Genomic DNA, 26989 nt, shown 5'->3' on the forward strand with positions numbered 1-26989 from the left:
ACACCGCGTTCTCGGCTGTTTCTCACCGCCCGCTCAGACGCCGGTGGCAGCGTGCGCGGGTGATGAGTACCGCCTCCGCCCGCCCCGTCTTCCTGCTCGGCTGTCCCCGCTCCGGCACCACCCTGCTCCAGCTGATGCTGCACGCCCACCCGAGGATCGCGCTGCCCCCGGAGAACCGCTTCGTGCTCCCGGCCTACGAGCGGCGGCTGCGCTTCGGAGACCTCGGCCGGCGCGCCAACCGGGCCGCCCTGGGCGAGTGGATCACCGGCCGTGCCGAGACCCGCTTCCACGAACTGGGCCTGGACCCGGACACCGTCGCCGCGTCCATCGCCGACGGCCCCCCGACCCTCGGCTCGGCCCTGGCGACGACCCTGCGGGCCTACGCCGAACAGCACGGCAAGTCCCGCTGGGGCGACAAGCGGCCCGCGTACGCCCTGCACGTCCCCGAGATCCTGCGGCTCTTCCCGGACGCGCAGTTCGTGCACCTGGTGCGCGACGGACGGGACTGCGTCGCCTCGCTGCTCGGGATGCCCTGGTGGCACGCCGGGTTCCACGAGGCGGTCGCCACCTGGGCCCAGGTCATGGACACCACCCGCCGCCACGCCCGCCGGCTGGGCCCCGACAGCTGGCACGAACTGCGCTACGAGGATCTGCTGACCGGCCCCGAACCGGTGCTGCGGGAGCTGTGCGCCTACCTCGGCGAGGAGTACGCCCCGTCGATGACCCAGCCGCACCGGCTCGCGGAGGTCGCCGTGCCCGCCCGCAAGACCTGGCACCGGCACACCCACGGCGCGCTGGACGCCTCCCGCGCGGGCACCTGGCGGCAGCGGCTCACCCCCGACCAGATCCGGCTGTGCGAGGCCGCGTTCGGCGACCGGCTGACCCGGGCCGGCTACCAGCCGAGCGGCGCGGTCCGTCCCGACCCCGCCGAACTGCTCCGCTACCGCAAGACGGCGGCCCTGCGCCGCGCGGCCCACGCCCGGCGCCGGCTGCGCGACCGGCGGGCCCGGCTGAAGGAGGCGGGCCCGGTCGCGGCACTGCCGGCCACCGGATGACGGGCGGACATGTGTACACCCGTACGCCTGGCCGTGTACACCCGTACGCCTGACTGTGTACGCCCGTACGCATGGCTGTGTACGCTCGTCCGCATGGGATACCTGCTGCTCGTCGGCGCCATCGCCGCGGAGGTCGCCGGCACCACCGCCATGAAGTACAGCGAGGGGTTCAGCAGACTGCTGCCGTCCCTGCTCACGGTGGTGGGATACGTGGTCTCCTTCTCCCTGCTCGCCCAGACCCTGAAGACCCTGTCGGTCGGCACCGCGTACGCCATCTGGTCCGGCCTGGGCACGGCCGCCATCGCCGCCATCGGCATCCTCTTCATGGGCGAGGGCATGACCGCCGCCAAGGCCGCCGGGATCGCCCTGATCATCGGCGGCGTGGTGATGCTGAACCTCGGCGGAGCGCACTGATGCCCCGCCGCCACGACCCCGACCGCCGGCAGCGGATCATCGACGCGGCGATCCGGGTGGTGGGCCGGGGCGGCATCGCCGGGCTCAGCCACCGCACGGTCGCCGCCGAGGCGGACGTACCGCTCGGTTCGACCACGTACCACTTCGCGACGCTCGACGAACTGCTGGTGGCCGCGTTGCGGCAGGCCAACGAGGGGTTCGCCGAGGTGATGGCGGCCCACCCGGCGCTGGCCGACCCGGCCGCCGACCTGGCCGGGGAACTCGCCCGGGTGCTGGGGGAGTGGCTGGCCGGCGACGGCACGGGTGATCGCACCGGGGTGGAGCTGGAGTACGAGCTGTATCTGGCCGCGCTGCGCAGGCCCGCCCTGCGCCCGGTGGCCGCGGAGTGGGCGGACGGGGTGGCGCGGGTGCTCGCCCGCCGCGTCGATCCGGTCACCGCGCGGGCGGTGGTCGCGCTGATGGACGGGATCTGCTTGCAGGTGCTGCTGACGGGGACGCCGTACGACGAGGTCTACGCGCGGGAGACGCTCGGCCGGGTACTCGGCCCGGCGGCAGCCGGCGGACGAGACCGACCGGCAGGTGAGACGCCCCCGGCGGCTGGTTCGCCCTCGGCGCGCCCCGCCGGTTAAGTTGCCCTCATGACCGACACGACTGCTTCCCGCACCACCGGTGCCGTGGCCGCCGGCCTGGCCACCGTCGCCGCCGACGGCACCGTTCTCGACACCTGGTTCCCGGCGCCCGAACTCGCCGAGGCGCCCGGCCCGTCCGGCACCGAGCGCCTCACCGCCGAACAGGCCGCCGAACTCCTCGGCGGCGGCGCCACCGCCGCGGCCGGCCCGGACACCCGCCGGGGCGTCGAGGTGGTCGCGGTCCGCACGGTCATCGCCTCCCTGGACGAGAAGCCGATCGACGCGCACGACGTCTACCTGCGCCTGCACCTGCTCTCCCACCGCCTGGTCCAGCCGCACGGCCAGAACCTGGACGGCATCTTCGCCCACCTCGCCAACGTCGCCTGGACCTCGCTGGGCCCGGTCGCCGTGGACGACCTGGAGAAGGTCCGGCTCAACGCCCGCGCCGAGGGCCTGCACCTCCAGGTCACCTCGGTCGACAAGTTCCCCCGGATGACGGACTACGTCGCCCCGAAGGGCGTGCGCATCGCCGACGCCGACCGGGTCCGCCTGGGCGCGCACCTCTCCGAGGGCACCACGGTCATGCACGAGGGCTTCGTCAACTTCAACGCCGGCACGCTGGGCACGTCGATGGTCGAGGGCCGCATCTCGGCCGGCGTCGTCGTGGGCAACGGCTCGGACATCGGCGGCGGCGCCTCCACGATGGGCACGCTGTCCGGCGGCGGCAACGTCATCATCGCCATCGGCGAGCGCTGCCTGGTCGGTGCCGAGGCGGGCGTCGGCATCGCACTCGGCGACGAGTGCGTGGTCGAGGCCGGCCTCTACGTCACCGCCGGCACCCGCGTGACGATGCCGGACGGGGAGGTCGTGAAGGCGCGGGAACTGTCCGGCGCCTCCAACATCCTGTTCCGCCGCAACTCCGTGACGGGCGCGGTGGAGGCCCGGCCGAACAACGCGGTGTGGGGCGGGTTGAACGACGTGCTGCACAGCCACAACTGACCGGCGGCGGCGCGTGACCTGCGTCGCCTTATCGATCAACCGGCCGGCCGGACGGGACCGGAGACGTCCGGGTCGAGTGGTTCCGGGAGGGACTTCGCACCGGGTGAACGTGCACAGTCCTGGGTTCCCGGGGAGGGTGCGGCTCCGGCGACCGGACGCCGACGACGTACATGGGTGAGGGCTGCTTCTGGTTGGCTCCCTTGCCGACTCCTGGCGTTCTGGTCCGAGCGAGTTCGGTGGGACGGTCGTCCCCTTCGTCCTGGCTGATGCGTGGCGCTCAGCAGTCCGACCGTGACCTTCCCCCGGGTCAGGGAGATGAACAGGTGGACGCTCAGTCCGATCAGACGCCGAACCGACGAAATGAGGTCCTGGTATGAGGAGCGAGCGGGCTAAGGCTGTGGGACGTTGGGTGGCCGGGGTGGGGGCCGTGGCCTCGGTCTGCTGGCTGCCGGCGGGCGTCGCGCACGCCGATGAGACGCACACCGGGCACCGGATCGGGTTGATCAACATCGGGCAGATCGACGACCCGATGGAGGACGTGCTGGAGCACACGCTGTTGTTCGGGGACGGTTACCGCTGGCAGTGAGGTGAAAATTGCCGGGGTCCGTGCGACGGGCCCCGGCATAGTGGGGGACGGCCGCGCGCGTCACAAGGGGTACGGGGGCCGGACAGCGGGTCCGCCCGGGGTGCGAGAAGGTGACGATGGATGCGCAGGCTCAGGAGAGTTTCCGCGAGTTCGTGGCGAACCGGTCGTCCGCGCTGCTGAAGACCGCTGTGCTGCTGAGCGGCGGGGACCGGCACGCCGGTGAGGACCTGCTCCAGAACGCGCTGATCAAGGTGGCGGGGCGCTGGCACCGGGTCGAGGAGCCCGAGGCGTACGTCCGGCGGGTGCTGTACCGGCAGCAGGTCAGCCGCTGGCGGCTGAAGTGGCCGCGGCGGGAGTTGAGCGTCCCCGAGCCGCCGGACAGCGGTACGGACGCCGATGTCCTGGCCGACGCCGATCTGCGGCTGGTCATGCGCGGGGCGCTCGCCCGGCTGACCGCGCGGCAGCGGACGGTACTGGTCCTGCGGTACTTCGAGGATCTGCCCGAGGGCGACGTCGCCCGGCTCCTCGGGTGTTCGGTCGGGACCGTGCGGTCCACCAACCATCGTGCGCTGGCCCGGCTGCGGGCCGTCGCGCCCGAACTGGCCGCCCTGCGGGCACCCGGGGACCGCTCGGTCCGCAACCCCGCGCCACTGGAGGTGCGTTCGTGAACGTCGAGGAAGTGGTGCGCGAGACGTTGCGGGAACAGGCGGCCGGCCAGCGGGCGGTACCGCCCGGGTTCGCCGACCGGGTGCTCGCGGTACGGCGGCGCCGGCGTCGGCTGCGCGGGCTGACCTCCCTGGCTGCCGTCGTCGCCGCCGTGGTCGCCATCGCGGTGGGCGTTCCGCTGCTGGACTCCGGCCGGGAACAGCGGCCCCCGGCGGTGCGGGGCAACGGGATCAGTGCCCATCCCGACCAGTCGCCGCCGCGCGACCTGATCGCCGCCGGGGACGTGGCGCTGGCCGCCTACTACACGGCCGAGACGGTCGAACGGACGGCCGACGAGGGCGTCAACCGGCGTACCTACTGGCTGCTGGACCCGGCCACCGGACGGTACGAGAAGGACGACCGGTGGTCCTACGTGGCCGTCGCGCCCGGGATGCGGACGGCGGCCGTGCTGGAACGGGAGCTGCCGGCCCGGCGGATCGGCATCCTCGACCTGGCGACCGGGCGGGTCGAGCGGTGGGTGCCGGTGGACCACGGGGTCGGCGGGCTCGCCTACTCGCGGGACGGGGGGCGGATCGTCGCGACGACGTACGACGAGAATCCCGATCTGCGGTATCGGGTGGGTGGGCCGGAGGGGGAGGCAGGGTGGTTGTCGCTGATGGGCCGTCCGAGCCGGACCGGGTTCCTCGTCCTGGACGTGGTCACCGAGGACATCACCTGGAGTGCCGTACCGGCCGGCCAGGACAGCACCGCGCGGCGGGACTTCGCCTTCTCGCGGACCGGGGACCTGGTCTACGCCCAGGTCATCGGCGAGCGCGACGGGCTGCAAGAGTTCTTCGACCTGTCGGGCGAGGCGGTTCGGGCACCCGCCGACGAGCGGTACCTGCGCTCCGACGTCCCCGCCCGGCTCTCCCCGGACGGTCGGCTCGCCGCGCTCGGGCTGACCAAGGAGCGGACCGACAAGTCGTGGTCCTCCGTCCGGGACCCGCTCTCCGGCAAGGAGGTCACCAAGGTGCGCGGGGGCACCCTGCTGGCCTGGGCGGACGACCGTCGGCTCATCGCCTGGGAGCGGACGCCGGGGATCGAGGAGTACCAGGGGCGGCTGGTGCTCGTCACGATCGGGAGTGACGAGGTGGTGCAGTTGTCCGGCACGCGGGTGCCGGACGACGACTTCGACCGTCAGGAGTGGGAGCCCGTGTTCGTCACTCGGTGACACCTGTCGCCGTCAGGCGGTCGTACGCCGTCCGCAGTGCGTCGGCCGCCGGCCGGGCGGCCCGCGTCGTGGCGTCCAGGATCGCGCGCACCTCGTCCGGGATCACGTTCGCGACCGTACTGACATGACCCGTGCCGCTGGTCGCGTACAGGGCGAGGGCGTACTCGTCGCAGCCCGGGCAGTACGCCAGGCCGGCGCGGGCCAGGGTCGTGGTGTGGTGGGTGTCGGCGGTGCCCACGCCCGCCCCGACCGTCGCCCGGTCGCCCACCGCCTCCCGGCGAGCGGGCGGCGCCGTTCAGTTTCACCACCGGTCATCGGTAAGCAGTGCTGAGGCTGTGGAGCTGACCGGGCCGGGGGTAGTGGACGCCGGGGCAGGGTACCCGGGGTCGTCAGGCACGTACGAGCGTGGCGAGCGGGAGGGAAGGCGGACCGATGGCGGACAGCGGTACGGCGACGGGGGCCAAGGGGCCCGATGAACTGCGGCGGCAGATCGAGGAGACCCGCGGCCGGCTCGGTGGCACCGTCGGGGAACTGGCCGGCCGGACGGATGTGAAGGGGCGGGCCAAGGCCCGGGCCGCCGATCTGCGGGACAAGGCCGGGGCGATGACTGTCCAGTTGCGCAGCAGTGCCGCCCAGGCCGGGCACGCCGTCGAGCGCGGAGTGCCGCGACCGGTGCTGATCGCCGGGGCCGCGGTGGGCGCGGCCGTCGCGGTGGGGGCGCTGCGGCGGCGGGGCGGCCGGCAGGCTTGACCTCGAGTCCGGTTGAGGTCGCAGGGTGGTGACCGCAAGCGACGCGCACCCACTCGACGGAGGCCCGCATGACCCGCCGTACCGCCGCCCACCCCGATCTCACCCGCCCGGATGTCGAGGCTCCCTTCTTCAGTACGTGGCGGGTCGGTACGCCGGAGCGGCAGCGGCGGACCGTCGAGGCCATCGCGCGTACGTGGGAGCGGAGGGACTGGCCCGGCGACGGGCTGCGCAGCTACCACGTCTACGCCGGGCACGACGGGGAGACGCTGCTGCACCACTCGCAGTGGGCGAGCGAGGCCGCCTACGAGGCGTTCGTCAAGACGCGGCGGCAGGAACGGGTCGACGAGATCGACACCGCCGTGCCGGGCATCGAGCGGCTGGGGCTCGGGCGGTACCGGCGCCACGGCGGACTGGCGCGCGAGGCCGGGGACAGCAGGGTCCCCGGCCTCGTCACCACCGCGCGCGCCGACCGGGCCGAACCGGTCGAACGCGAGCCCGGCTTGATCTCCGCCCACGTCCACCTGAGCACCGACGGTACGCATGTGCTCACCTACGCGGAGTGGGCGGAGGCCGCCCCGGCGCCGCGCGGCCTCGTCGTCAGCAGGTACGAGCACGCCCTCGGCCTCGTGCCGGGGTGACCTCCGCCACGGCTACGGGCGGAACCGCAGCACCTGCGGGTCGTGGTCGCTGATCTGGTCGGCGAACTCGGCGTTCACGTGCACGCTGTCGTACGTGAAGTGACCGCCGCGCCGGATCGAGGGGCTGATCAGGATCTGGTCCAGGACCTGGCTGTTGCCCTGGTAGACGTACGAGTAACGCTCGGCGCGCGGCAGTGACTTGACCGCCGACCACAGGGCGCCGTCGTCCTCCAGGAGCTGGGTGGTGAGGGAGAACTCGAAGTCGTTGATGTCGCCCAGGGTGACGACGTCGGCGTTCTTCTGGGTGGCCAGGATGTCCTTGACGAAGGTGTTGACCGCCGCCGCCTGAAGGTGGCGCTGGGTCTCGGAGCTGCGCGCCGGGGGCTGGTACTGGCTGGTCAGGCCCTGGTCGCCGCCCTTGGAGGCGAAGTGGTTGGCGATGACGAAGACGGTCTTGCCGCGGAAGACGAACTCGCCCGCGAGCGGCTTGCGGCTGTTCTCCCAGGCGGCGTTCGCCGGGTCGACGCGGCCGGGGGAGAGGGTGAGGGCCGCCTTGCCGCGGACCTTGGTGACCTCCGTGGCCGTGGTCGCGTCGCCGCCCGCGCGGTCGGTGAAGGAGACCCGCTCCGGGTTGAACAGGAACACCTGGCGGATGTTGCCGCCGGGCTCGCCGCCGTCCGTGCCGTCGGCCGGGTCGACCGAGCGCCAGTCGTAGCGCGGGCCGCCCGCCGCCACGATCGCGTCGATCAGCTTCGTCACCGTCTCGTCGGCGGCGACCGTACCGTCGTCCGTGGCACCGTTGTTGTCCTGGATCTCCTCCAGGGACACGATGTCGGGGGAGGAGAGGTGGTCGGTGATCGCCTCGGCGTGCGCGGCGAAGGTGTCGTCGGACGGGTCGAGGTTCTCGACGTTGTACGTGGCCACCGCCAGCTCGTCGCGCTGCTGCGGGCGCGTGGTCTCGCGCTCCGTGCCGCCGTCGCGCAGCGTGCCCAGCTCGTTCGCGACCAGCGTGTAGCCGCCGTACTGGTTGTAGTCCAGCGGGCCGGCCGTGGTGCCGGCCAGGGTGTCGCCCACGGTCGCCTCGGGGAAGTCGGCGACCGCGCCCAGGGACTGGATCTGGAGCCGGCCGGTGTTCTGGGCGGCGTAGGAGCCGTAGACCGTGCCGCCGCTCGCGCTCGGGTTCTCGTTCGGCTTCACCGTCACCCACAGCTCGGTGTACGGGTCGGTGGCGCCCACCACGCGGGTGTCGGCGACCTGGACGTTCATGCCCTCTAGCGACTCGTAGTAGTCCAGGGCGTAGCGGGTGGGGCGCAGCGGCAGGGTGTTGACCGAGCCGCCGTCGGCCTCGGGGGTGTAGGCGCGCGGCACCGAACGGGCGGTGATCCGGGCCGCGGCCGGGACCGGGTTGCCGGCGGAGTCCACGGTGACCGTGGGGCGGGTTATCTCGGTCAGCGACTGGTTGCCGGTGGAGGCGCCGCCGGGGACGTACTCCGAGACCGTGCCGGCGACGGTGACCGCGTCGCCGACCGCGACCTTGGGGGTGGAGCTGGTGAAGACGAAGACGCCCTCACTGGTGGCCGGGTCGGCGTCCGGGGTCGGGTCCTGCATCCAGAAGCCTCTGGAGGAGCCGTATCCCCGTATCCCCGTGACGATTCCGGTCACGTCGGTGACCTGCTGGCCGGCGTACGGGGAGAGCCGGGTGCTGCCCTGGATGTCGTGGACGCGCACGGCGGCCGCGTGCGCGGGCGAGGTGAGGACGACGGTGGAGGCCGCGGAGCAGACGGCGGCGACGGTGAGCGCGGCGAGGCGCGCGGACGACTTGCTCGGCATGGGGTCCCTCCGGGGACGTGACTTCAGGCGCCGGGAAGCACGGACGAGGCGTGGGAGGGGGGACGCGCATGACTGTGAGAACACTTGTGCCCCCCTGTTTCTACGCGCGTCAATCTCCTGCGCCGCCACGCCCGTTGTCAAGGTTTCAGCCATGTACGGCGGCCGACGGGGAGATGAACCGGGCGGCATGGGTCCAAACCCGTCTAGGCTGAGCGGCTGAGCCGTACGGCGTCCAGGTGGCCGTACGGCCGTCGAGGCGCGCGAGGAGAAACAGCCGATGTCAGACAGCTCCACCCTGCCGCCCGCGCGGCTCCAGCCCGAGGCCGAGCTGGCCCGCGCCGCGCTCGGTGCCCCCTTGTTCTCCCGGGCGGTACGGCTCGCCCGCTGGGCCGGTCCGGACACCCGGGTGGAGGCCGGGGGCGAGCTGGCCGAGGAGCAGCTCGGTGCGGCGGTGGAGGCGCTCGGGCTGAGCGGCGAGGAGGCCGCGGCGGACGCGGGCGAGGCGTGGCGGGTCGCCGTGGACGCCGGGCTGGTCGAGATCACCGACGAGGACGCGGGCACCGTCGCGGCCGGCGAGGAACTGGCGCTGCTCACCGGCGGCTCCCCGCAGGACGTGCTCGGCGCCTGGCTCGCCGCCCTGGAGACCGTGCTCGCCGACGCGAGCGCGCCCGACCTCGGCGCCCTGGTCGACGCGATGGCCGAGGGCGAGGACGAGCTGGACCTCTCCGCCCTGGACTGGGACCCGGAGGCCGAGGCGGAGTTCCTCGACGGGGTGCTCGGCAACCTGTACCTGCTGACCGTCAGCGAGGACGCGCCCGGCGACACCCCGGTGCCGCTGCCCGCGCTCGCCGCGTCGGTGCTGATCCCCGGCGACATGGCGGAACCCAGCAACGACGTGCTCCAGCAGGTGTCCGACGCGATGATGCGGCTGGACGACCAGTTCCGGCTGCTGGAGCCGATCGGGCTGGTCGCCTACCGGCCGGTCGACGAGGCGCTGATGACCGACACCGACGAGGAGCCCGCCGCGCCCGTCGACGACACCGACGTGGCCCGCTACGGCATGGTGCGGCTAACCCCGCTCGGCCTGTACGGGCTGCGGGCCCGGCTGCTGGAGGCCGGGTTCACCGCGCCGGCCGTCGGGGAGTTCGCCGACAAGGGTGCCGACGCGCTGCTCGACGGGACGGCCGGCTATCCGCCGGGCGCCGCGCACGCCGAGACCGAGGGCTGGCTGGCCCGCCGCGAGCCGCAGGACGCCGCCCGGGATCTGCTGGCCGCCGCGCGCGGCACCGACGCCGGGGCGCCGCTGCGCCGGCTGCGCTGCCAGCAGGCGCTGGCGCTGGTCGGCGCCGAGGCGGAGCCCGCGCTGCGGGAGGTCCTCGACGACGCCGAGCTGGGCGGGCTGGCCAGGGTCTGGCTGGCCGAGCACGGGGCGCGGGACGTGCCGCCGCCGCCGGAGTCCATGGTGTTCTGGCTGACCATCGACACGGTGGCCGCGCAGCTCGCCGCGGAGGGCAACTCCGAGGAGCTCCAGGCCCTGGTGGAGGGGCTGGCCGCGCGGCACAGCGGCTTCTTCGACACCGCCTGGCGGGTCGGTCACCCCGCCACCGCCGACGTGCTGGAGGCGATGGGACGGCTGCACCCGGACAAGAAGATCGCCAAGGAGGCCCGCAAGGCGGCGTTCAAGGCGCGCTCCCAGCAAGGGGGTTGAGCGGGGCGGCGCGCGCGGCGGCGGATTCACGCGCCCGGGTCCCGGGGTGTCGCCCGGTGTTCAACCGGCGTTAAGCAGCGGGCGGGACGGTGGCGCCGCACCCGCTCGGCCACCCCCCCGCCCCGGCACGCCGACCGCCACAGGAGACACCATGTCGCTCACCCGCAGGGACTTCGCCAGAGGCTCCGCGCTCACCGGCGCCGGGGTCGCGCTGGCGGGCAGCGTCGGTGCCCTCGCCACCGCGCCGAACGCCCTGGCGGCCACGGAGACCGAGGGCGCCGACGACGAGCACGGACACGGCGGCCTCGGCTACGGGCCGCTGCTCCCCGACCCGGACGGCGTCCTCGCGCTGCCGGCCGGCTTCTCCTACCGGGTCATCACGTACAGCGGCCGCACCAGGCTGGAGTCGGGCGAGTACACCCCCTCCAACCACGACGGCACCGCCGCCTTCGACGGCCCGCGCGGCACGGTGCTGCTGGTCAACAACCACGAACTGGGCGGCCCCCGCGCCAACTGGCCGCACCCCGTCCCGCTCACCGACGGTCTGGTCTACGACCCGGCGGCGGCCGGCGGCTGCACCGTCGTCGAGGTCCGCCCCGGCGGCGCGGTCGCCGAATGGGTCGGCATCGCCGGCACCGCCACCAACTGCGCCGGCGGCTCCACCCCCTGGGACACCTGGCTGACCTGCGAGGAGACCGAGGACCGGGCCGGCACCAACGGCATGACCAAGGACCACGGCTACGTCTTCGAGGTCGACCCCGCCGACCGCCGGGCGGGCCGCGACCCCAAGCCGGTCAAGGCGCTCGGCCGGTACGCCCACGAGGCCGTCGTCATCGACCCGCGGCGCGGCCACGCCTACCTCACCGAGGACGCCTCAGGACCCAACGGCCTCTTCTACCGCTGGACCCCGCCGGAGGGCTTCCGGCACGGCCGCGGCCGGCTGCGCACCCTCGCCGCCGACGCCGGGCGGCTGGAAGCCTTCAAGTGCTTCGACTCCGGCGGGCGGTTCGTCGACGACCTCTCCCGCGCGACGACGACCGGCACCGTGTACGGCGTCGACTGGGCCGAGGTCCCCGACCGCGACGCGAAGACCGTCTCCGTGCGCAAGCAGTTCACCGACGGGCAGGTCACCCGGGCCCGCAAGCTGGAGGGCATGTGGTGGGCCGACGGCGGCGCCTACGTCGTCTCCTCCTACGCCCGCTCCGAGAGCCCCGGCGCGCCGCACGACGGCCAGGTCTGGTTCTACGACCCGGGGCGCCGCACCCTCACCCTGAAGGTGCTGCTCGGCGTCAACCCCGACCCCGCGGCGGACGGCGCCTTCGACGGCCCCGACAACATCACCGTCTCCCCGTACGGCGGCCTGGTCGTCGCCGAGGACGGCGACGGCGTCCAGCACCTGTTCGGCGCGACCGACAGCGGACGGACGTACCCGATCGCCCGCAACGAGCTGAACCTCGGGAGCGCGGACGACCCCGAGTACAGCGAGTTCACCGGAGTGACCTTCTCGCCCGACGGCCGCACCCTGTACGCCAACATCCAGACGCCCGGCATCATGCTGGCGATCACCGGGCCCTGGAAGCGGCAGCAGCGGCGCTGAGCGGGACGGCCGGGGCCCCGGGGCGGGGACCCCGGCCGTCCGCGGTCACAGCGACTTGGCGGCCGGCTTCACCATCCCGCGGACCGTGCGGGACTTGACGAACTCGCCCATCGCCGTCATGTCCCACTCGCCGGAGAACTGCCGGATCAGCTTGGCCATCATCACGCCGGTCTGCGGCTCGGCGGAGGTCAGGTCGAAGCGGACCAGTTCCTCGCCGGTCGCCGCGTCCAGCAGGCGGCAGTACGCCTTGGCGACCTCGGTGAACTTCTGCCCGGAGAACGAGTTGACCGTGAAGACCAGGCCGGTGACCTCCTGCGGGAGCCGGCCGAGGTCGACGACGATCACCTCGTCGTCGCCGCCGCCCTCGCCGGTGAGGTTGTCACCGGAGTGCTTGATGGCGCCGCCGACGATGGACAGCTTGCCGAAGTAGCAGCTGTCGATGTGGTTGCGCTGCGGGCCGTAGGCGATGACCGAGGCGTCCAGGTCGATGTCCTTGCCGCGGAACGCCGGCTCCCAGCCGAGACCCATCTTGACCTGGGAGAGGACCGGGCGGCCGCCCTTGACCAGGGAGACGGTCTGGTTCTTCTGGAGGCTGACCCGGCCCTTGTCCAGGTTGATCTTCCCGGCGCCGGGGGCGGGGGCCGCGGAGGCGGCGGGTGCGGCGGGTGCGGTGACCGGCGGGGGCGGGGGCTGTACGGCGGCGGGGGCCGGGGGCGTGACCGGCTGGGCCGGGGCGGCGGCCGGGGTGGCGGCCGGGGCGGCCGGCTCCTCCACCGAGACGCCGAAGTCGGTGGCGATGCCGGCCAGGCCGTTGGCGTAGCCCTGGCCGACCGCGCGGGCCTTCCAGACGCCGCCGCGCAGGTAGATCTCGACGATCACCAGGGCGGTCTCGGTGCCGAGCTGCGGGGGCGTGAAGGTGGCCAGCACCGAGTTGTCGTCCCCGTCGCGGATGGTGGCCGTGGGCTCGATGCCCTGGAAGGTCTGGCCCGCGGCGTCCGGGCTCGCGGTGACGACGATCTTCTCGATGCCCGGGGGGAGGGCGGAGGTGTCGACCGTGATCGCGTCCGGGGCGGTGCCGCCGCCGGAGCGGTAGGTCACGCCCGGGCCGGCGGGCTGGTTGTAGAAGATGAAGTCGTCGTCGGAGCGCACCTTGCCGTCGGCGGTGAGCAGCAGGCCCGATACGTCGAGGCGCACGGGCGCGGCGACGTCCACCGTCACGCGGGCGGCGGACAGAGGGATGTTCGAGCCGGGGGTCATAGCTGTCATGCCGGGAGAACGAGCGAGGGGGTTTTACCGTTCCCTTACCGTCGGCTGTTCGGCCGACCAGGGGTTTTCGCCCCCGCCGCCCCTACCCGTCCCATCCCTGGGGGCCGCGCCCCCAGACCCCCGCTTCGGTCTGGACGGCCTCGTCCTCAAACGCCGGACGGGCTGGAAGACATCAGCGCGTCCGGCGTTCAGCAGATCGGTTACGGCACCACCACGATCTTCCGGCCCACCCCCGCCGCGAACTGCTCCAGCGCCTCGGGATACCGGTCCAGCGGGATGCGGTCGCTGATGAAGACGTCCGGGTCGAGGACGCCGTTCGCGAAGAGTTCCGCCGCGCGTTCGTAGCTGTGCAGGACCGCCATCGAGCCGGTGATGGTGATCTCCTGGTTGTAGATGCGGTACGGGTCGATCTGGACCCGCGTCGCGTAGTCGGCCACGCCGAACTGGAGGAAGGTGCCGGCCTTGGCCACCCGGTCCAGGCCGTCCTGGATGGCCGCCGCGTTGCCGGTCGCGTCGATGACCAGGTCCCAGCCCTGCGGGCGGTCCAGTTCGTCGGGGGTGGCCGCGGTGGCCGAGACGCCCAGCCCCCGGGCCGTCTCCAGGCGGGCCGGGTTGAGGTCGACCATGTCGACGCTGGCCGCGCCGGTGCGCTTGGCCAGCTCCAGCATCATCAGGCCCATCGTCCCGGAGCCGTAGATCAGGACGTGCGCGCCGAGCCGGGACTGGAGGACGTCGTAGCCGCGGACCGCGCAGGAGAGGGGTTCGATGAGGGCCGCGTCCTGGGTGCGGACGTGCTCGGGGAGCTTCACGCAGTTGGCGACCGGGGCCACCGCGTACTGGGCCGCGCCGCCCGCCGTCGTCACGCCGATGGCCGCCCAGCGTTCGCACAGGTTGTTGTGGCCGGTACGGCAGTAGCGGCACTCGTAGCAGTAGAGGGAGGGGTCCACCGCCACCTGGTCGCCGACCGACACCTCGGTGACCTGCGTACCCACCCCGACCACCGCGCCGGCGAACTCGTGCCCCGGCGTGATCGGCAGCTTGGGCGCGAACTCGCCCTTCAGGATGTGCAGGTCGGTGCCGCACAGCCCGCACGCGGCGACCTGGACGACGACCTCGCGCGGCCCTGGCGTCGGGTCCGGGATCTCGGCGACGACGGCCCGGCCCACGGACTCGATGACGGCGGCCTTCATTTCACGGCTCCCAACGACAGGCCCTGGACCAGTTTGTCCTGGGCGGCGAACCCCGCGGCGAGCACCGGCAGGGAGATGACGAGCGACGCGGCGCACACCTTGGCCAGGAACAGCCCCTGGCTGGTGATGAAGCCGGTCAGGAAGACGGGGGCGGTCTCGGCGACCACACCCGTCAGCACCCGGGCGAAGAGCAGTTCGTTCCAGCTGAAGATGAAGCAGATCAGGGAGGTCGCGGCGATGCCGGGGAGGGCGATGGGGGCGACCACCCGGGTCAGGATGGTGGGCAGTTTCGCGCCGTCCACCCGGGCTGCCTCGATGATCGCGACCGGCACCTCGGCGAGGAAGGACTGCATCATCCACACCGCGATCGGCAGGTTCATCGAGGTGTACAGGATGACCAGCAGCCAGATGTTGTCCAGCATGTCGGTGTTCTTGGCGAACAGGTAGATCGGAAGGAGGCCCGCCACCACCGGGAGCATCTTCGTGGACAGGAAGAAGAACAGGACGTCGGTCCACTTCTTCACCGGGCGGATGGACAGCGCGTAGGCGGCGGGCAGGGCGAGGACCAGGACGAACAGGGTCGACGCCACCGACGCCACCACCGAGTTGGCCAGCGCCGGCCAGGGGCTGGCGCCGCCGCCCGCGCCGAAGAACTCGCGGTAGCCGTCCAGCGTCAGCGACGCCGCGAAGGACGGCGGGTTGGTGGCGGCGTCCTCCTCCGAGTGGAAGGAGGTCAGCGCCATCCACGCGATGGGCAGGAAGAAGACGATGCCGAGCAGCCAGGCCAGCAGGCCCAGGCCGGCACCGCCGGTACGGCGGCTACGTGCTGCGGCCACGGTGCTGCTCATGCGCGGCCCACCTCCTCGCGGAACAGGGACGACACCACGCGCAGCGCGAAGGTCGCGATGATGATCGAGCCGATGACGACCAGGACGCCGGCCGCCGAGGCGAGGCCGTTCTCGTGCGCCTGGTAGAAGCTCTGGTAGACGGTGTACGGCAGGTTGGCGGTGCCCAGGCCGCCGGAGGTGATCGTGAAGACCGCGTCGAAGTTCTGCACGATGTAGATCGAGCCGAGCAGGGCGCCGAGTTCCAGGTAGCGGCGCAGGTGCGGCAGGGTGAGGTGGACGAAGATCTGCCAGTCGCTCGCCCCGTCCACCCGGGCCGCCTCGATCTGCTGCTGGTCCCGGCTCTGCAGCCCGGCCAGCAGGATCAGCATCATGAACGGCGTCCACTGCCACACCAGGGACAGTTCCACCGCCAGCAGCGGGGTGTTGGAGATCCAGTCGGGCTGGGGGCCGCCCACGTAGTGCAGCAACCCGTTCAACAGGCCGTACTCCGGGTTGTACAGGACGTGCTTCCAGAGCAGCGCCGCCGCGACCGGGACCACCAGGAACGGGGCGATCAGCAGGGTGCGGACCACGCCCCGCCCCTTGAACCTCCGGTCCAGCAACAGCGCCAGCGCCAGGCCCAGGACCAGGCTGGCCAGCACCACCGCGACGGTCAGCACAATCGTCGTCCACACCGACTTGCGCAGGTCGGGGTCGGTCAGGACGTCGCCGTAGTTGGCGAACCAGGTGAAGTGCCGGGCGTCCGGGTAGAGGGCGTTCCAGTCGAAGAAGGAGATCACCAGGGTCGCCACGAAGGGCAGCTGGGTGACCGCGATCATGAAGATCAGGGCCGGCAGCAGCGGCGCCCGGGTGGCCCAGGCGCGCAGCCGCGCGGAGGGCTGCTTCGGTGGGGTGCTGACGTCGGGTGCGGCCACGGGGGCCGTTGTCGTGGCGGTCATCGTCCTTCGTACTCCTCGGAGATCTCTTCGGCGAGGTCCTGCGACTTCTTCAGGGCCGCTTCGACGGACTGGCGTCCGGCGATGGCCGCGCTGATCTCCTGGGAGACCTTGGTGCCGAGGTCGGTGAACTCCGGGATGCCGACGAACTGGATGCCGGGTGCCGGGCGCGGCTGCACCCCCGGGTCCTTCGGTTTGGCCCCCTCGATCGCCTCCTTGGTCATCTCCTGGAAGGCGGCGGCCTCCGCGCGGTAGGCCGGGTTCTCGTAGGTGGAGGCGCGCTTGCCGGCCGGGACGTTGGACCAGCCGATCTCGTCGCCGACCAGTTGCTCGTACTCCTTGCTGGAGGCCCAGGAGACGAACTTCCACGCCTTGTCGGGGTTGCGGGACGCCTGCTGGATGCCCCAGGCCCAGGTGTAGAGCCAGCCGGACGACTCGGTCTTCTCCACCGGGGCGGGGGCGTAGCCCAGCTTGCCCTTGACCGGGGAGTTGTCGGCCTCCAGCGAACCCGCGGCCGAGGTGGCGTCGTACCACATGGCGACCTTGCCCTGGGTCAGGTTGTTCAGGCACTCGGCGAAGCCGGCCTGCGGGGCGCCGGACTCGCCGTGCTCGCGCACCAGGTCGACGTAGAACTTCACCGCCTTCTCGAACTCGGGGGAGTTCAGCCGGGCCGTCCAGTCCTGGTCGAACCAGGTGCCGCCGAAGGTGTTGACGACCGTGGTGAGCGGGGCCATCACCTCGCCCCAGCCGGGCAGGCCGCGCAGGCAGATGCCCTTCATGCCGGGTTCCGCGCCGTCGGCCTCGGCGGCGAGCTCGGCCACCTGCTGCCAGGTGGGGTGCGCGGGCATCGTCAGGCCCTTCTTCGCGAAGATGTCCTTGCGGTACATCAGGAAGGAGGACTCGCCGTAGAAGGGCTGGCCGTAGAGCTTGCCGTCCGCGCCGGTCAGCGACTCGCGCATCGGCTTGAGGACGTCCTGCTCGTCGTAGGCGGTGTCCTTGGCGGCGTACGAGTCCATCTCGTGCAGCCACTCGTTCTGGGCGTAGATCGGTATCTCGTAGTTGGAGAGGGTGGCGACGTCGTACTGGCCGGCCTGGTTGGCGAAGTCCTGGCTGATCTTGTCGCGGACGTCGTTCTCCGGCAGCACGGTGAAGTTCACCTTGATGCCGGTCTCCTTGGTGAAGTGGTCGGCGGTGAGCTTCTGGAGCTCGACCATCTGGGGGTTGTTCACCATCAGGACGTTGATGGCGTTGCCGCCGGAGCCCGCCCCGCCCGCCCCGACCCAGCAGCCGGAGAGCAGCGGGGCGAGCAGCGTCCCTGCGGCGGCCAGGGCGAGCGTCGCTCGCGGCCTGTGTCGGCTCTGGGTTCGCATGGATCGCTCCTGAACATATGGGGAGGTAACGGGCGATGGGAGGTGACCCCGCCCCACGAGGGGGAGGCATGGGGCGGGGTCAGACGCGGATGACCTGGGGGCCGAGGAGTGAGTAGCGGTGGGCCTCGGAGGCGGGCAGCTGGGTGCTGGTGACGATCGCCTCCAGGGCGCCGATCTCGGCGAACCGGCAGAAGCTGACCGCTCCGAACTTGGTGTGCACCCCGGCGAACACCGTGCGCCGGGCGGCCCGCACGGCCTGCGCCTTGACCTCGCTGACCGCCGGGTCGGGCGTGGTCAGGCCGTGTTCGCGGGAGATGCCGTTGGCGCCGATGAACGCCAGGTCGAGGACGAAACCGGCCAGCATCCTGGTGGTCCAGTGGTCGACGGTGGCCAGGGTGCCCGGCCGGACCCGGCCGCCGAGCAGCAGCACCGAGGTGTCGCCGCGCCCGGCGAGCGCGCCGGCCACCGGCAGGGAGGCGGTGACCACGGTCAGCGGCCGGTCGGTGGGCAGCGCCTCGGCGATGAGCTGGGGGGTGAAGCCCTCGTCGACGAAGACCGTCTCGGCGTCCCCGAGCAGTTCGGCCGCCGCGGCGGCGACCCGGCGCTTCTCGGGGACGTGGCTGGTGGCGCGGACCGCGAGGGTGGTCTCGAACCCGGCGCTCTCCACCGGGTAGGCGCCGCCGTGGGTGCGGCGGACCAGACCGTGGTCCTCCAGGGCGCGCAGATCCCGGCGTACGGTCTCCTTGGCCACGCCGAGTTCGGCCGCGAGCGCGGTGACGTCGACCGAGCCGGCGGCCCGGGCGGCCAGCACGATCTCCCGCTGGCGCTCTTCCGCCGATCTCGTGCCCATGCCACACCTGCCTCACGCGCGCCGTTGCCCGTTCGGGCCCGGTGGGGCCCTTGGGGAGAGTTCTACCGCCGGTGCGCGGCGCTGACCAGGTCTGTTGCGGAGCCGATACTGCCCGTTTGGGCCCGTTCCGGCGCGCGGGCGGCCGTCGTGGACCTGGGCTGGGGCGCGGCGGCGGGTCTGGTCGGGCAGTGCGGATGCCCGAATGCGGCAAGGGACGGGCCCGTTCGGTGCCCGTCCCCTGCCGTGCGGCAGTCCGTTTCGGTCAGCCGGGCCGTGCGCCGGCGGTCAGTACGGCCAGATCGGCGGGTCGGTGACGAAGTGGCCGCCGAGGCGGGCGTGCGCCGGGTTGGCCGGGTCCAGTTCGCCCTGCTCGGCGACGAGTTCGGCCGCGTACGGCTCCGAGTCGTCCTGCGGCTGGTAGCCGAGCGCCCGCGCGGTGGTCAGGTCCCACCACAGCCGGGTGTTGGCGGAGGAGCCGTAGACGACGGTGTGGCCGACGTGCTCGGCGGTGAGGGCGGCGTGGAAGAGCCGGGCGCCGTCGGCGGGGCTCATCCACACCGACAGCATCCGCACGCTGGTCGGCTCGGGGAAGCAGGAGCCGATGCGGACCGAGACGGTCTCGATGCCGTGCTTGTCCCAGTAGAACTGGGCGAGGTCCTCGCCGAACGACTTGGACAGGCCGTAGAAGGTGTCGGGGCGGCGCGGGGTGTCGACCGGGATCAGCGGGTCGTCGTGCGCCGGGCGCGGGGTCCAGCCGACCGCGTGGTTGGAGGAGGCGAAGACGATCCGGCCGATGCCCTCCTCGCGGGCGGCCTCGTAGACGTTGTAGGTGCCCTCGATGTTCGCCTTGAGGATCTTCTCGAACGGGGCTTCCAGGGAGATGCCCGCCAGGTGGATGATCGCGTCGACACCGCGGACCGCCTCCCGCACGGCGTCCCGGTCGGCGAGATCGGCGACGATGGCGTCGGGGGCTTCCTCGATGGCGTTCAGGTCGAACAGGCGCAGGTCGTAGCCGTGGGCGGGGAGCAGGTCCCGCATCAGGGTGCCGAGGCCGCCGGCGGCGCCGGTGAGCAGAACGGTGCGGGGAGCGGGCATCCTCGGGTCTCCTTGAGTACACATGCGGTACATAGGTGAGTACAGGATTCACAAGCGTGGACACGCTAGGGACGGGCGTCGTCGCGCGTCAAGGTGTCGTGTTCTTGACCGGTCCGCGGCGGCGTCCTAGCGTGACTCCGTTCAGAAATATAAACGCAGATCACACATATGGAAACGGGGGAGCCTGTGACGCCATCACCGCTCGCCGCACGCCTCACCGCCCCGCGCGGTCCGCTGTTCTTCCCGGTCACGGCGTACGGCCCCGGCGGCGAGGTCGACCTCGACGTCTACCGCGCCCATGTGCGCCAAGGGGTGCGGGCGGGCGCCGCCGCCGTGTTCGCGTGCTGCGGCACCGGGGAGTTCCACGCGCTCACGCCCGAGGAGTTCCAGGACTGCGTCCGGGCGGCCGTGGAGGCGACGGCGGGCCGGGTGCCGGTGGTGGCGGGCGCCGGGTACGGCACCGCGCTCGCCGTCCGGTACGCCCGGCTCGCCGAGGAGGCCGGCGCCGACGGACTGCTCGCCATGCCGCCGTACCTGGTGCTGGCCGGCCAGGAGGGGCTGCTGCGGCACTACCGGGAGGTGGCCGCCGCGACCGCCCTGCCGGTCATCGTCTACCAGCGCGACAACGCCGTCTTCAGCCCCCGCGCGGTGGTCGAACTCGCCCGCACCAAAGGGATCGTCGGCCTCAAGGACGGCCTCGGCGACCTGGACCTGATGCAGCGGATCGTCAGCGCCGTGCGCACCGAGGCGCCCGGCGACTTCCTCTACTTCAACGGACTGCCGACCGCCGAGCAGACCCAGCTCGCCTACCGCGGCCTCGGCGTCACGCTCTACTCCTCCGCCGTCTTCTGCTTCGTCCCCGAGATCGCCCTCGCCTTCCACGAGGCGCTGCGCACCGGCGACGACGCCACCGCGCACCGGCTGCTGGACGGCTTCTACCGGCCCTTCACCGAACTGCGCGCCCAGGGCCGCGGCTACGCCGTCGCCCTGGTGAAGGCCGGGGTACGGCTCGGCGGCCTCGACGTGGGCGAGGTCCGGCCGCCGCTGCACGAGCCGGCCGGCGACCACGTCAAGCGACTGGCCGAGGTGATCGAGCGCGGCTACGCGCTGCTGGAGGAGGCACGGTGAAGGCATCGGCGTTCGTCTACCCCTGGGACGTCAACGGCGACCCGGACGCGGCGCGCACGGTCGCGGAACTCGGGGTGGAACAGGTGACGCTGGCCGCCGCCTACCACTCCACCCGCGCGCTGACCCCCCGGCACCCCCGGCACCGCGTCGTCACCGCCGAGCACGCCGCCGTCCTCTACCCGCCGGACGACCGCTGGACCGGCCGCGACCTGCGCCCCTACCCGGCGGGCGACTGGGCGCCCGGGGACGCCTACGGCGAGGCCGCCGCCGCGCTCGCGGCCGCGGGCCTCCAGGTGCACACCTGGGTGGTCCTCGCCCACAACTCCCGGCTGGGCGCCGAGCATCCGGACACCTCCGTCGTCAACGCCTACGGCGACCGCTACCCCTGGGCGCCGTGCGTCGCGCGGCCCGGCACGCGCGCGTACCTCGTCGACCTGGCCGCCGAGGCGGCGGTCCGGCCGGGGGCGGGCGGCACCGAACTGGAGTCCCTCGGCTGGTACGGGCTGGCCCACCTGCACGCCCACGACAAGACCGGCGGCGTCGGCCTGGGCGACGCCGGGCAGTACCTGATGTCGCTGTGCTTCTGCCCGGACTGCCGGGCCGGGTACGGCGGACAGGGCCTGGACCCCGACGAGCTGGCCGCCGCCGTGCGCGAGGCGCTGGAACCGGTGTGGCGGGGGGCGGCGCCCTCCGACGGCGGCTGGGCGGGGGTGACGAAACTGCTCGGTGCGACCCGGGCGCACGGCACGCGCGCGTGGCGTCACGCCACCGCCCGTTCGCTCCAGGAGGCGGCCGTCGCGGCGGTCCGGGCCGCCGCCCCCGCCGGCTTCCAGGTGCTGCTGCACGCCGACCCGGTCTCCTACCACTGCGGCGCCAACGCGGGCGTCGACCCCGCGCACATCCTGTCCGTCGCGGACGGCGTGGTGGTGCCCTGCACGGGCGGCCCGGACCTGCTCACCCCCTTCGCCGAGCAGGCCCACGACGGCACGGTCCTGGCCGCCAACCTCACCGTCGTCGGTGGCATGGGCGGCAGCGCCACGACGCTGGCCGCCGACGCGGCCCGGGCCCGCGAACTGGGGGCGACGGAACTGCGGCTGTATCACGCGGGGCTGGCCTCGGACGCGGACCTGACGGCGGTACGGGGGGCGCTGGCCGCGCGGTAAGGGGGTTCGGGCGGGGGTGGTGTCCGGTGCCCGGTGCCCGGTGCCCGGCGGGCGGCGCAGGGGCTTCACGCGGGGTCGGCGTCGGGGTTTCGTGCGGGGCTGGTGCTGGGAGGGCGGCACCGGGGGTCCTGCGGGGCTGGTGCTGGGAGGGCGGCACCGGGGGTCCTGCGGTGCCGGTGTCGGGAGGGCGGCGCGGGGAAATGCGGTGCCGGTGTCGGATGGGTGGCACGGGGGGGGCTTGCGGGCCGGTGTCGGATGGGTGGCACGGGGGTCCTGCGGGGCCGGTGTCGGATGGGCGGTACGAGGGGGTATGCGGGGCCAGTGCCCGGCGGGCGGTACGAGGGCTCGTGCGGGGCCGGCGTCGCGTGGTGCCGGGCGGCCGGTGCCGGAGCTTTCACGCGGGGCCGCCCGCCCGCCGGGTGATCCCCGCCGTCGCCAGCAGCAGCACCCCCAGCGCCGGCAGCAGCACCCGTACGCCGACCGGCTCGATCAGCGCCGCGCCCGCCGCCAGGCCGAGTACGTTCGGCGCGAAGACCAGCGAACCCGCCGTCGCCGTGACCCGGCCGAGCAGGGGCCCCGGCGTCTCCCGCTGCACGGCGGTCAGCGCGGCGATCAGCACCGCCGGCAGCCCCGCGCCGATCGCCGCACTGGTGACCAGCGCGACCGGCACCGAGGGCACCGCCCGCACCGCCATCGCCACCGCGTACAGGGCGATCCCGTACGCCGCGAAGCGCGGCCCGCCCAGCCGGCGCAGCGCCGGACCGGCCAGCAGCCCCACCGCCACCGACCCGGCGCCCTGCACCGCGTACAGCACCCCGGCGTACGCGGGGGAGCGGCCGACGGCGTCCGCGACGGCGTAGACGGTGGGGCCGCCGACACCCGCGCACAGCATCGTCAGGCCGCCCGCGAGGACCAGGGGGCGCAACCGGGGGTGTGCCCAGAGGTAGCGGGTGCCCTCGGCCGTCCGGTGCCGCCAGCTCTCCGCGGGCCGCTGCGGCGCCGGCTCGCGCACCCGCAGTGCCGCGTACAACCCCGTGGCCAGCACGAACGTCACCGCGTCCAGCGCCGCCACGGCCGGGCCGCCGTACGCCGCGTACAGGCCCGCGCCGGCCGGCGGGGCGACCAGCTTCATGCCCTCGTTGACAGTGGTCCGCAGCCCGCCCAGGTCGCCGAGCAGCCGCTCGTCCAGCGCGGTGGCGACCAGCGCCGACTCGGCCGCGTCCTGCACCACGCCCGCCGCGCCGTACAGGAACAGCACCGCGAACAGCAGCCAGAGCCGCCCCGGCGAGTCCACCGCGAACAGGGCGGGCAGCGCGGCGGCCGGCAGCAGGCTGGCGGCGATCAGGAGCGGCTTGCGGCGGACCCGGTCGGCGAGCGCGCCCAGTGCCGGACCGGCCAGGGTGGGTGCCCACAGGGCGAGCAGGCACAGCGCGGCCAGCCCGTCCGACCCGGTCAGGTCCTTCACCCACACCCCGGCCGCCAGCCACAGCGCCGAGCTGCCGAACCCGGACACCACCGCCGCGGCCAGACAGCAGGCCGCGTTCCGGTTCCGCAGTACGGCCGCCGTCGATATCGAAGTCATGCCTGGTCATCGTGGGACTAAGGCGGGTGCCTCGGCATCGGGCATCCGCCCGATGCCGAGGCACCCGCCCAACTTCCTCTGTCAGAAGCATTGACGGGGCAGCACGCCCCTCCTAGCTTCAACGCGTCGTACTTCGTACGTCATATATGAGACGCGATACGCGAGATCCGAGAGGCGCACATGACCTCTGTGCCCACGCCGATCCCCTCCCGCACGCAGTACGTGCTCCAGGAGATCAAACGCCGCATCCTCACCGGGCGGCTGACGCCGGGTCAGGCCCTGGTGGAGACCGAACTCGCCGCACAGTTCGGGGTGTCCAAGACCCCGGTGCGCGAGGCGCTCAAGACCCTGGCCGGCACCGGACTGGTCGTGAACAGCCAGTACAAGGGCGTCACGGTGCGCATGGTGGACGCGGACATGGCACGCGAGGTCTACGACGTGCGGCTGCTCCTGGAGCCGGAGGCACTCAGGCGCGCCGTGCGCCGCGGTGCCTCCCTGGACGCCGCCCGGGACGCGCTGACCCGCGCCGAACGGGCCACCGACACCGCCGAACGGTCGCTGGCCAACCGGGAGTTCCACCGCGCCCTGTACCTGCCCTGCGGCAATCCGCTGCTCGGCCGGATGCTCGACGAGGTCCGCGACCAGGCGGCTCTGGTCTCCGCCGTCGCCTGGGCCGCCGACCCGTCCTGGGAGCGGGAGGCCGGCGAGCACCAGCGGATCCTGCGGCTCGCCCTGGACGGCGACGCGGACGGTGCCGCCCGCGCCCTGCACGCGCACATCGCGTCCTTCGTCGAGCGGGCGTTCCCCGACGCCGCCAACCAGGAAGGCCAGCAATGAGCAGCGAGACGTTCGAGACCCAGCGGGCGGCCCTGGCCGACGTGGTCGCGATCCCGGTGACCCCGTTCGCCGCGGACGGCTCCGTCGACCCCGCCACGTACCGGGCCCTGCTGCGTCGCCTGCTGGACGCCGGCATCACCACTCTCACCCCGAACGGCAACACCGGCGAGTTCTACGCCCTCACCCCCGCCGAGCGCCGCCAGGTCACCGAGCTGACCGTCGAGGAGTCCGGCGGCCGGGCCGACGTCCTGGTCGGCGTCGGCCACGACGTGCCGACCGCCGTCGCCTCCGCCCGGCACGCCCGCGACCTGGGCGCCACGATGGTGATGGTGCACCAGCCCGTCCACCCCTACGTCTCCCAGGCCGGCTGGGTCGACTACCACCGCGCGGTCGCCGAGGCCGTCCCCGAGCTGGGCGTCGTCCCCTACGTCCGCAACCCGCAGCTGGCCGGGGCGCGGCTGGCCGAGCTGGCCGACAGCTGCCCCAACGTGGTCGGTGTGAAGTACGCGGTGCCGGACGCGGCCAAGTTCGCCGCCTTCGCCCGGGACGCGGGTCTTGAGCGGTTCGTGTGGGTGGCGGGGCTGGCCGAGCCGTACGCCCCCTCCTACTTCTCGGCCGGCGCCACCGGCTTCACCTCCGGACTGGTCAACGTCGCCCCGGCGGTCTCCCTCAACATGATCGAGGCGCTCCGGGCCGGCGACTACGCGGCCGCCATGAAGGTCTGGGAGCAGATCCGCCGCTTCGAGGAGCTGCGCGCCGCCAACGGCTCCGCCAACAACGTCACCGTGGTCAAGGAGGCCCTCGCCTCGCTCGGCCTGTGCCGCCGCGAGGTCCGCCCGCCGAGCCGCCCGCTGCCCGACGACGAACGCGCCGAGGTCGCCGAGATCGCCGCCGGATGGTCGATATGAAGACCCCGGAGCAGCTCAGAAGCCACCAGTGGTACGGCACCGAGGGCCTGCGCACCTTCAGCCACCGGGCCCGTACCCGCCAGCTCGGCTATCTGCCCGAGGAGCACCTCGGCAAGCCGGTCATCGCCGTCCTCAACACCTGGTCCGACATCAACCCCTGCCACGTGCACCTGCGCGACCGCGCGCAGGCGGTGAAGCGGGGCGTGTGGCAGGCGGGCGGCTTCCCGCTCGAATTCCCGGTCGCCACGCTCAGCGAGACCTTCCAGAAGCCGACCCCGATGCTCTACCGCAACCTGCTCGCGATGGAGACCGAGGAACTGCTGCGGTCCTACCCGGTGGACGGGGCCGTGCTGATGGGCGGCTGCGACAAGTCGACGCCCGCGCTGCTGATGGGCGCCGCCTCCGTCGACCTGCCGGCCGTGTTCGTACCGGCCGGGCCGATGCTCCCCGGGCACTGGCGGGGCGAGACCCTCGGCAGCGGCACCGACATGTGGAAGTACTGGGACGACAAGCGGGCCGGCCTGATCGGCGACTGCGAGATGCAGGAACTGGAGAGCGGCCTGGCCCGCTCGCCGGGCCACTGCATGACGATGGGCACCGCCTCCACGCTGACCGCCGCCGCCGAGGCGCTCGGTGTCACCGTGCCGGGTGCCTCCAGCATCCCGGCCGTCGACTCCGGGCACGACCGGATGGCCGCCGCGGCCGGGCTGCGCATCGTCGAACTGGTGCACAAGGACCGCAGGCTCAGCGACATCCTCACCGCGGACGCCTTCGAGGACGCCGTCACCACCGTGCTCGGCCTCGGCGGCTCCACCAACGCGGTGATCCACCTGATCGCGATGGCCGGCCGGGCGGGGGTCACCCTCACCCTCGACGACTTCGACCGCGTCGCCCGCACCGTCCCGGTGCTGGCCAACGTCCGCCCCGGCGGACAGACGTACCTGATGGAGGACTTCCACTTCGCCGGCGGCCTGCCCGGCTTCCTCTCCCGCATCCCCGACCTGCTCCACCTGGACCGCCCCACGGTCTCCCACGACACGCTGCGCGAGCAGCTCGCCGGCGCCCGGGTGCACAACGACGACGTCATCCGGCCCCGCGACAACCCGGTCGCGAGCGAGGGCGGGGTCGCGGTGCTGCGCGGCAACCTCTGCCCGGACGGCGCCGTCATCAAGCACATCGCCGCCGAACCGCACCTGCTCAGGCACACCGGCACCGCCGTCGTCTTCGACGACTACCGGACCATGCAGCGCACCATCAACGACCCGGCGCTGGGGATCACCGCCGACAGTGTGCTGGTGCTGCGGGGCGCCGGTCCCAAGGGCGGCCCGGGGATGCCCGAGTACGGCATGCTGCCGATCCCCGACCACCTGCTCAAGCAGGGCGTGCGGGACATGGTGCGGATCTCCGACGCCCGGATGAGCGGCACCAGTTACGGCGCCTGCGTGCTGCACGTCGCGCCCGAGTCGCACGTCGGCGGCCCGCTCGCGCTGGTCCGCACCGGCGACAGCATCACCCTCGACGTCGCGGCCCGGCGCCTCCGGCTGAACGTCGACGACGCGGAGCTGGCGCGCCGGCGGGCGGACTGGACGCCGCCCCCGGCCCGCTACGAGCGCGGCTACGGCGCGCTCTACAACGAACAGATCACCCAGGCCGACACCGGCTGCGACTTCGAGTTCCTGGCCCGTCCGGGCAAGGTGCAGGACCCGTACGCGGGCTGACCCCCCGGTCGGCGGAA

General features: G+C 73.1%; 25 protein-coding genes and 2 pseudogenes. 17 read left to right on the forward strand and 10 right to left on the reverse strand.

Going from position 1 to position 26989, the window contains the following annotated elements; genetic code table 11:
* Positions 1 to 62 precede the first annotated feature (62 nt).
* From AB0G32_RS10355 to AB0G32_RS10390, 8 genes and pseudogenes are all read left to right on the forward strand, one after another.
* Positions 63 to 1055: a sulfotransferase gene (locus tag AB0G32_RS10355; RefSeq protein WP_361161031.1), complete on the forward strand. Its 993-nt coding sequence runs from the start codon at positions 63 to 65 to the stop codon at positions 1053 to 1055.
* A gap of 93 nt (positions 1056 to 1148) precedes the next feature.
* A complete protein-coding gene (locus AB0G32_RS10360) occupies positions 1149 to 1469 on the forward strand; it encodes a multidrug efflux SMR transporter (protein ID WP_361161034.1) in 321 nt (106 codons plus the stop codon).
* Entirely contained in the window at positions 1469 to 2098 is a 630-nt protein-coding gene (locus AB0G32_RS10365) for a TetR family transcriptional regulator (protein ID WP_361161037.1), read from the forward strand. Before AB0G32_RS10360 ends, AB0G32_RS10365 begins: the two co-directional genes overlap by 1 nt.
* A gap of 9 nt (positions 2099 to 2107) precedes the next feature.
* Positions 2108 to 3097, forward strand: a complete 990-nt coding sequence (gene dapD / locus AB0G32_RS10370; RefSeq protein ID WP_361161039.1) for a 2,3,4,5-tetrahydropyridine-2,6-dicarboxylate N-succinyltransferase — start codon at positions 2108 to 2110, stop codon at positions 3095 to 3097.
* 65 nt (positions 3098 to 3162) lie between these two features.
* A pseudogene (locus AB0G32_RS10375) lies at positions 3163 to 3392 on the forward strand (ATP-binding protein); the annotation flags it as partial.
* Positions 3393 to 3470: 78 nt separating this feature from the next.
* The gene (locus AB0G32_RS10380) at positions 3471 to 3683 is read left to right on the forward strand and encodes a hypothetical protein (RefSeq protein WP_361161042.1); all 213 of its coding nucleotides are present in this window, start codon (positions 3471 to 3473) and stop codon (positions 3681 to 3683) included.
* Between the two features lie 116 nt (positions 3684 to 3799).
* A complete protein-coding gene (locus tag AB0G32_RS10385) occupies positions 3800 to 4351 on the forward strand; it encodes a SigE family RNA polymerase sigma factor (protein WP_361161044.1) in 552 nt (183 codons plus the stop codon).
* The gene (locus tag AB0G32_RS10390; protein WP_361161046.1) at positions 4348 to 5559 is read left to right on the forward strand and encodes a WD40 repeat domain-containing protein; all 1212 of its coding nucleotides are present in this window, start codon (positions 4348 to 4350) and stop codon (positions 5557 to 5559) included. Before AB0G32_RS10385 ends, AB0G32_RS10390 begins: the two co-directional genes overlap by 4 nt.
* Before the next feature lie 70 nt (positions 5560 to 5629).
* Here the strand turns inward: AB0G32_RS10390 and AB0G32_RS10395 are convergent.
* Positions 5630 to 5842, reverse strand: a pseudogene (locus tag AB0G32_RS10395) (hypothetical protein); the annotation flags it as partial.
* A 149-nt stretch (positions 5843 to 5991) separates the two neighbouring features.
* On the opposite strand from AB0G32_RS10395, the gene AB0G32_RS10400 reads away from it, so the two are divergent.
* A complete protein-coding gene (locus tag AB0G32_RS10400) occupies positions 5992 to 6309 on the forward strand; it encodes a DUF3618 domain-containing protein (protein ID WP_361161049.1) in 318 nt (105 codons plus the stop codon).
* A gap of 68 nt (positions 6310 to 6377) precedes the next feature.
* Positions 6378 to 6947, forward strand: a complete 570-nt coding sequence (locus AB0G32_RS10405) for a hypothetical protein (RefSeq protein ID WP_361161052.1) — start codon at positions 6378 to 6380, stop codon at positions 6945 to 6947.
* Between the two features lie 12 nt (positions 6948 to 6959).
* Here AB0G32_RS10405 and AB0G32_RS10410 read toward each other — a convergent pair whose 3' ends face one another.
* A complete protein-coding gene (locus AB0G32_RS10410; RefSeq protein WP_361161055.1) occupies positions 6960 to 8777 on the reverse strand; it encodes an endonuclease/exonuclease/phosphatase family protein in 1818 nt (605 codons plus the stop codon).
* A gap of 277 nt (positions 8778 to 9054) precedes the next feature.
* On the opposite strand from AB0G32_RS10410, the gene AB0G32_RS10415 reads away from it, so the two are divergent.
* Entirely contained in the window at positions 9055 to 10485 is a 1431-nt protein-coding gene (locus AB0G32_RS10415; RefSeq protein WP_361161057.1) for a hypothetical protein, read from the forward strand.
* Between the two features lie 151 nt (positions 10486 to 10636).
* Positions 10637 to 12082 (forward strand): alkaline phosphatase PhoX, encoded by a 1446-nt coding sequence (locus AB0G32_RS10420; RefSeq protein ID WP_361161060.1) that lies wholly within the window; start codon positions 10637 to 10639, stop codon positions 12080 to 12082.
* A 45-nt stretch (positions 12083 to 12127) separates the two neighbouring features.
* Here the strand turns inward: AB0G32_RS10420 and AB0G32_RS10425 are convergent, their stop codons facing one another.
* The 7 genes from AB0G32_RS10425 to AB0G32_RS10455 all read right to left on the reverse strand — a co-directional run bounded on the left by AB0G32_RS10425 (position 12128) and on the right by AB0G32_RS10455 (position 19636).
* Complete coding sequence (locus AB0G32_RS10425; RefSeq protein ID WP_361161158.1) at positions 12128 to 13339, reverse strand: TerD family protein; 1212 nt, start codon at positions 13337 to 13339, stop codon at positions 12128 to 12130.
* A 209-nt stretch (positions 13340 to 13548) separates the two neighbouring features.
* Positions 13549 to 14538 (reverse strand): zinc-dependent alcohol dehydrogenase family protein, encoded by a 990-nt coding sequence (locus AB0G32_RS10430; RefSeq protein ID WP_361161063.1) that lies wholly within the window; start codon positions 14536 to 14538, stop codon positions 13549 to 13551.
* A complete protein-coding gene (locus tag AB0G32_RS10435) occupies positions 14535 to 15386 on the reverse strand; it encodes a carbohydrate ABC transporter permease (RefSeq protein WP_361161066.1) in 852 nt (283 codons plus the stop codon). Before AB0G32_RS10435 ends, AB0G32_RS10430 begins: the two co-directional genes overlap by 4 nt.
* Complete coding sequence (locus AB0G32_RS10440) at positions 15383 to 16324, reverse strand: sugar ABC transporter permease (RefSeq protein ID WP_361161069.1); 942 nt, start codon at positions 16322 to 16324, stop codon at positions 15383 to 15385. Before AB0G32_RS10440 ends, AB0G32_RS10435 begins: the two co-directional genes overlap by 4 nt.
* Positions 16321 to 17691 (reverse strand): sugar ABC transporter substrate-binding protein, encoded by a 1371-nt coding sequence (locus tag AB0G32_RS10445; RefSeq protein ID WP_361161072.1) that lies wholly within the window; start codon positions 17689 to 17691, stop codon positions 16321 to 16323. The genes AB0G32_RS10440 and AB0G32_RS10445 overlap by 4 nt, the downstream gene beginning before the upstream one ends.
* A 79-nt stretch (positions 17692 to 17770) precedes the next feature.
* Positions 17771 to 18541, reverse strand: coding sequence for a DeoR/GlpR family DNA-binding transcription regulator (locus AB0G32_RS10450; protein WP_361161075.1), 771 nt, complete (start codon positions 18539 to 18541; stop codon positions 17771 to 17773).
* Positions 18542 to 18826: 285 nt separating this feature from the next.
* Entirely contained in the window at positions 18827 to 19636 is an 810-nt protein-coding gene (locus AB0G32_RS10455) for an NAD(P)-dependent oxidoreductase (protein WP_361161078.1), read from the reverse strand.
* 186 nt (positions 19637 to 19822) lie between these two features.
* Here AB0G32_RS10455 and AB0G32_RS10460 point away from each other — a divergent pair, with 186 nt between their 5' ends.
* Positions 19823 to 20764, forward strand: coding sequence for a 5-dehydro-4-deoxyglucarate dehydratase (locus AB0G32_RS10460; RefSeq protein ID WP_361161081.1), 942 nt, complete (start codon positions 19823 to 19825; stop codon positions 20762 to 20764).
* Positions 20761 to 21927: a hypothetical protein gene (locus AB0G32_RS10465; RefSeq protein WP_361161083.1), complete on the forward strand. Its 1167-nt coding sequence runs from the start codon at positions 20761 to 20763 to the stop codon at positions 21925 to 21927. The genes AB0G32_RS10460 and AB0G32_RS10465 overlap by 4 nt, the downstream gene beginning before the upstream one ends.
* 394 nt (positions 21928 to 22321) lie before the next feature.
* Here the strand turns inward: AB0G32_RS10465 and AB0G32_RS10470 are convergent, their stop codons facing one another.
* Positions 22322 to 23509, reverse strand: a complete 1188-nt coding sequence (locus tag AB0G32_RS10470; protein ID WP_361161086.1) for an MFS transporter — start codon at positions 23507 to 23509, stop codon at positions 22322 to 22324.
* A 180-nt stretch (positions 23510 to 23689) separates the two neighbouring features.
* Between AB0G32_RS10470 and AB0G32_RS10475 the strand changes: the two genes are divergently transcribed.
* From AB0G32_RS10475 to araD, 3 genes are read left to right on the forward strand one after another with little or no spacing between them, the layout of a single operon-like run.
* A complete protein-coding gene (locus AB0G32_RS10475) occupies positions 23690 to 24346 on the forward strand; it encodes a GntR family transcriptional regulator (protein WP_361161089.1) in 657 nt (218 codons plus the stop codon).
* Complete coding sequence (locus tag AB0G32_RS10480; protein WP_361161092.1) at positions 24343 to 25254, forward strand: dihydrodipicolinate synthase family protein; 912 nt, start codon at positions 24343 to 24345, stop codon at positions 25252 to 25254. The genes AB0G32_RS10475 and AB0G32_RS10480 overlap by 4 nt, the downstream gene beginning before the upstream one ends.
* Positions 25242 to 26972 (forward strand): L-arabinonate dehydratase, encoded by a 1731-nt coding sequence (gene araD / locus AB0G32_RS10485; RefSeq protein WP_361161095.1) that lies wholly within the window; start codon positions 25242 to 25244, stop codon positions 26970 to 26972. The genes AB0G32_RS10480 and araD overlap by 13 nt, the downstream gene beginning before the upstream one ends.
* The last annotated feature ends 17 nt before the right edge of the window (positions 26973 to 26989 follow it).

It is taken from the genome of Streptomyces sp. NPDC023723 (assembly GCF_040639815.1).
In the GTDB taxonomy this organism is placed as follows: domain Bacteria; phylum Actinomycetota; class Actinomycetes; order Streptomycetales; family Streptomycetaceae; genus Streptomyces.

What these genes read in the sequence shown, in the direction of transcription:
- AB0G32_RS10355 (WP_361161031.1), top strand. Translation starts at nt 63, where the DNA reads ATGAGTACCGCCTCCGCCCGCCCCGTCTTCCTGCTCGGCTGTCCCCGC.
- AB0G32_RS10360 (WP_361161034.1), top strand. Translation starts at nt 1,149, where the DNA reads ATGGGATACCTGCTGCTCGTCGGCGCCATCGCCGCGGAGGTCGCCGGC.
- AB0G32_RS10365 (WP_361161037.1), top strand. Translation starts at nt 1,469, where the DNA reads ATGCCCCGCCGCCACGACCCCGACCGCCGGCAGCGGATCATCGACGCG.
- dapD (WP_361161039.1), top strand. Translation starts at nt 2,108, where the DNA reads ATGACCGACACGACTGCTTCCCGCACCACCGGTGCCGTGGCCGCCGGC.
- AB0G32_RS10380 (WP_361161042.1), top strand. Translation starts at nt 3,471, where the DNA reads ATGAGGAGCGAGCGGGCTAAGGCTGTGGGACGTTGGGTGGCCGGGGTG.
- AB0G32_RS10385 (WP_361161044.1), top strand. Translation starts at nt 3,800, where the DNA reads ATGGATGCGCAGGCTCAGGAGAGTTTCCGCGAGTTCGTGGCGAACCGG.
- AB0G32_RS10400 (WP_361161049.1), top strand. Translation starts at nt 5,992, where the DNA reads ATGGCGGACAGCGGTACGGCGACGGGGGCCAAGGGGCCCGATGAACTG.
- AB0G32_RS10405 (WP_361161052.1), top strand. Translation starts at nt 6,378, where the DNA reads ATGACCCGCCGTACCGCCGCCCACCCCGATCTCACCCGCCCGGATGTC.
- AB0G32_RS10410 (WP_361161055.1), bottom strand. Translation starts at nt 8,777, where the DNA reads ATGCCGAGCAAGTCGTCCGCGCGCCTCGCCGCGCTCACCGTCGCCGCC.
- AB0G32_RS10415 (WP_361161057.1), top strand. Translation starts at nt 9,055, where the DNA reads ATGTCAGACAGCTCCACCCTGCCGCCCGCGCGGCTCCAGCCCGAGGCC.
- AB0G32_RS10420 (WP_361161060.1), top strand. Translation starts at nt 10,637, where the DNA reads ATGTCGCTCACCCGCAGGGACTTCGCCAGAGGCTCCGCGCTCACCGGC.
- AB0G32_RS10425 (WP_361161158.1), bottom strand. Translation starts at nt 13,339, where the DNA reads ATGACCCCCGGCTCGAACATCCCTCTGTCCGCCGCCCGCGTGACGGTG.
- AB0G32_RS10430 (WP_361161063.1), bottom strand. Translation starts at nt 14,538, where the DNA reads ATGAAGGCCGCCGTCATCGAGTCCGTGGGCCGGGCCGTCGTCGCCGAG.
- AB0G32_RS10435 (WP_361161066.1), bottom strand. Translation starts at nt 15,386, where the DNA reads ATGAGCAGCACCGTGGCCGCAGCACGTAGCCGCCGTACCGGCGGTGCC.
- AB0G32_RS10440 (WP_361161069.1), bottom strand. Translation starts at nt 16,324, where the DNA reads ATGACCGCCACGACAACGGCCCCCGTGGCCGCACCCGACGTCAGCACC.
- AB0G32_RS10445 (WP_361161072.1), bottom strand. Translation starts at nt 17,691, where the DNA reads ATGCGAACCCAGAGCCGACACAGGCCGCGAGCGACGCTCGCCCTGGCC.
- AB0G32_RS10450 (WP_361161075.1), bottom strand. Translation starts at nt 18,541, where the DNA reads ATGGGCACGAGATCGGCGGAAGAGCGCCAGCGGGAGATCGTGCTGGCC.
- AB0G32_RS10455 (WP_361161078.1), bottom strand. Translation starts at nt 19,636, where the DNA reads ATGCCCGCTCCCCGCACCGTTCTGCTCACCGGCGCCGCCGGCGGCCTC.
- AB0G32_RS10470 (WP_361161086.1), bottom strand. Translation starts at nt 23,509, where the DNA reads ATGACTTCGATATCGACGGCGGCCGTACTGCGGAACCGGAACGCGGCC.
- AB0G32_RS10475 (WP_361161089.1), top strand. Translation starts at nt 23,690, where the DNA reads ATGACCTCTGTGCCCACGCCGATCCCCTCCCGCACGCAGTACGTGCTC.
- AB0G32_RS10480 (WP_361161092.1), top strand. Translation starts at nt 24,343, where the DNA reads ATGAGCAGCGAGACGTTCGAGACCCAGCGGGCGGCCCTGGCCGACGTG.
- araD (WP_361161095.1), top strand. Translation starts at nt 25,242, where the DNA reads ATGGTCGATATGAAGACCCCGGAGCAGCTCAGAAGCCACCAGTGGTAC.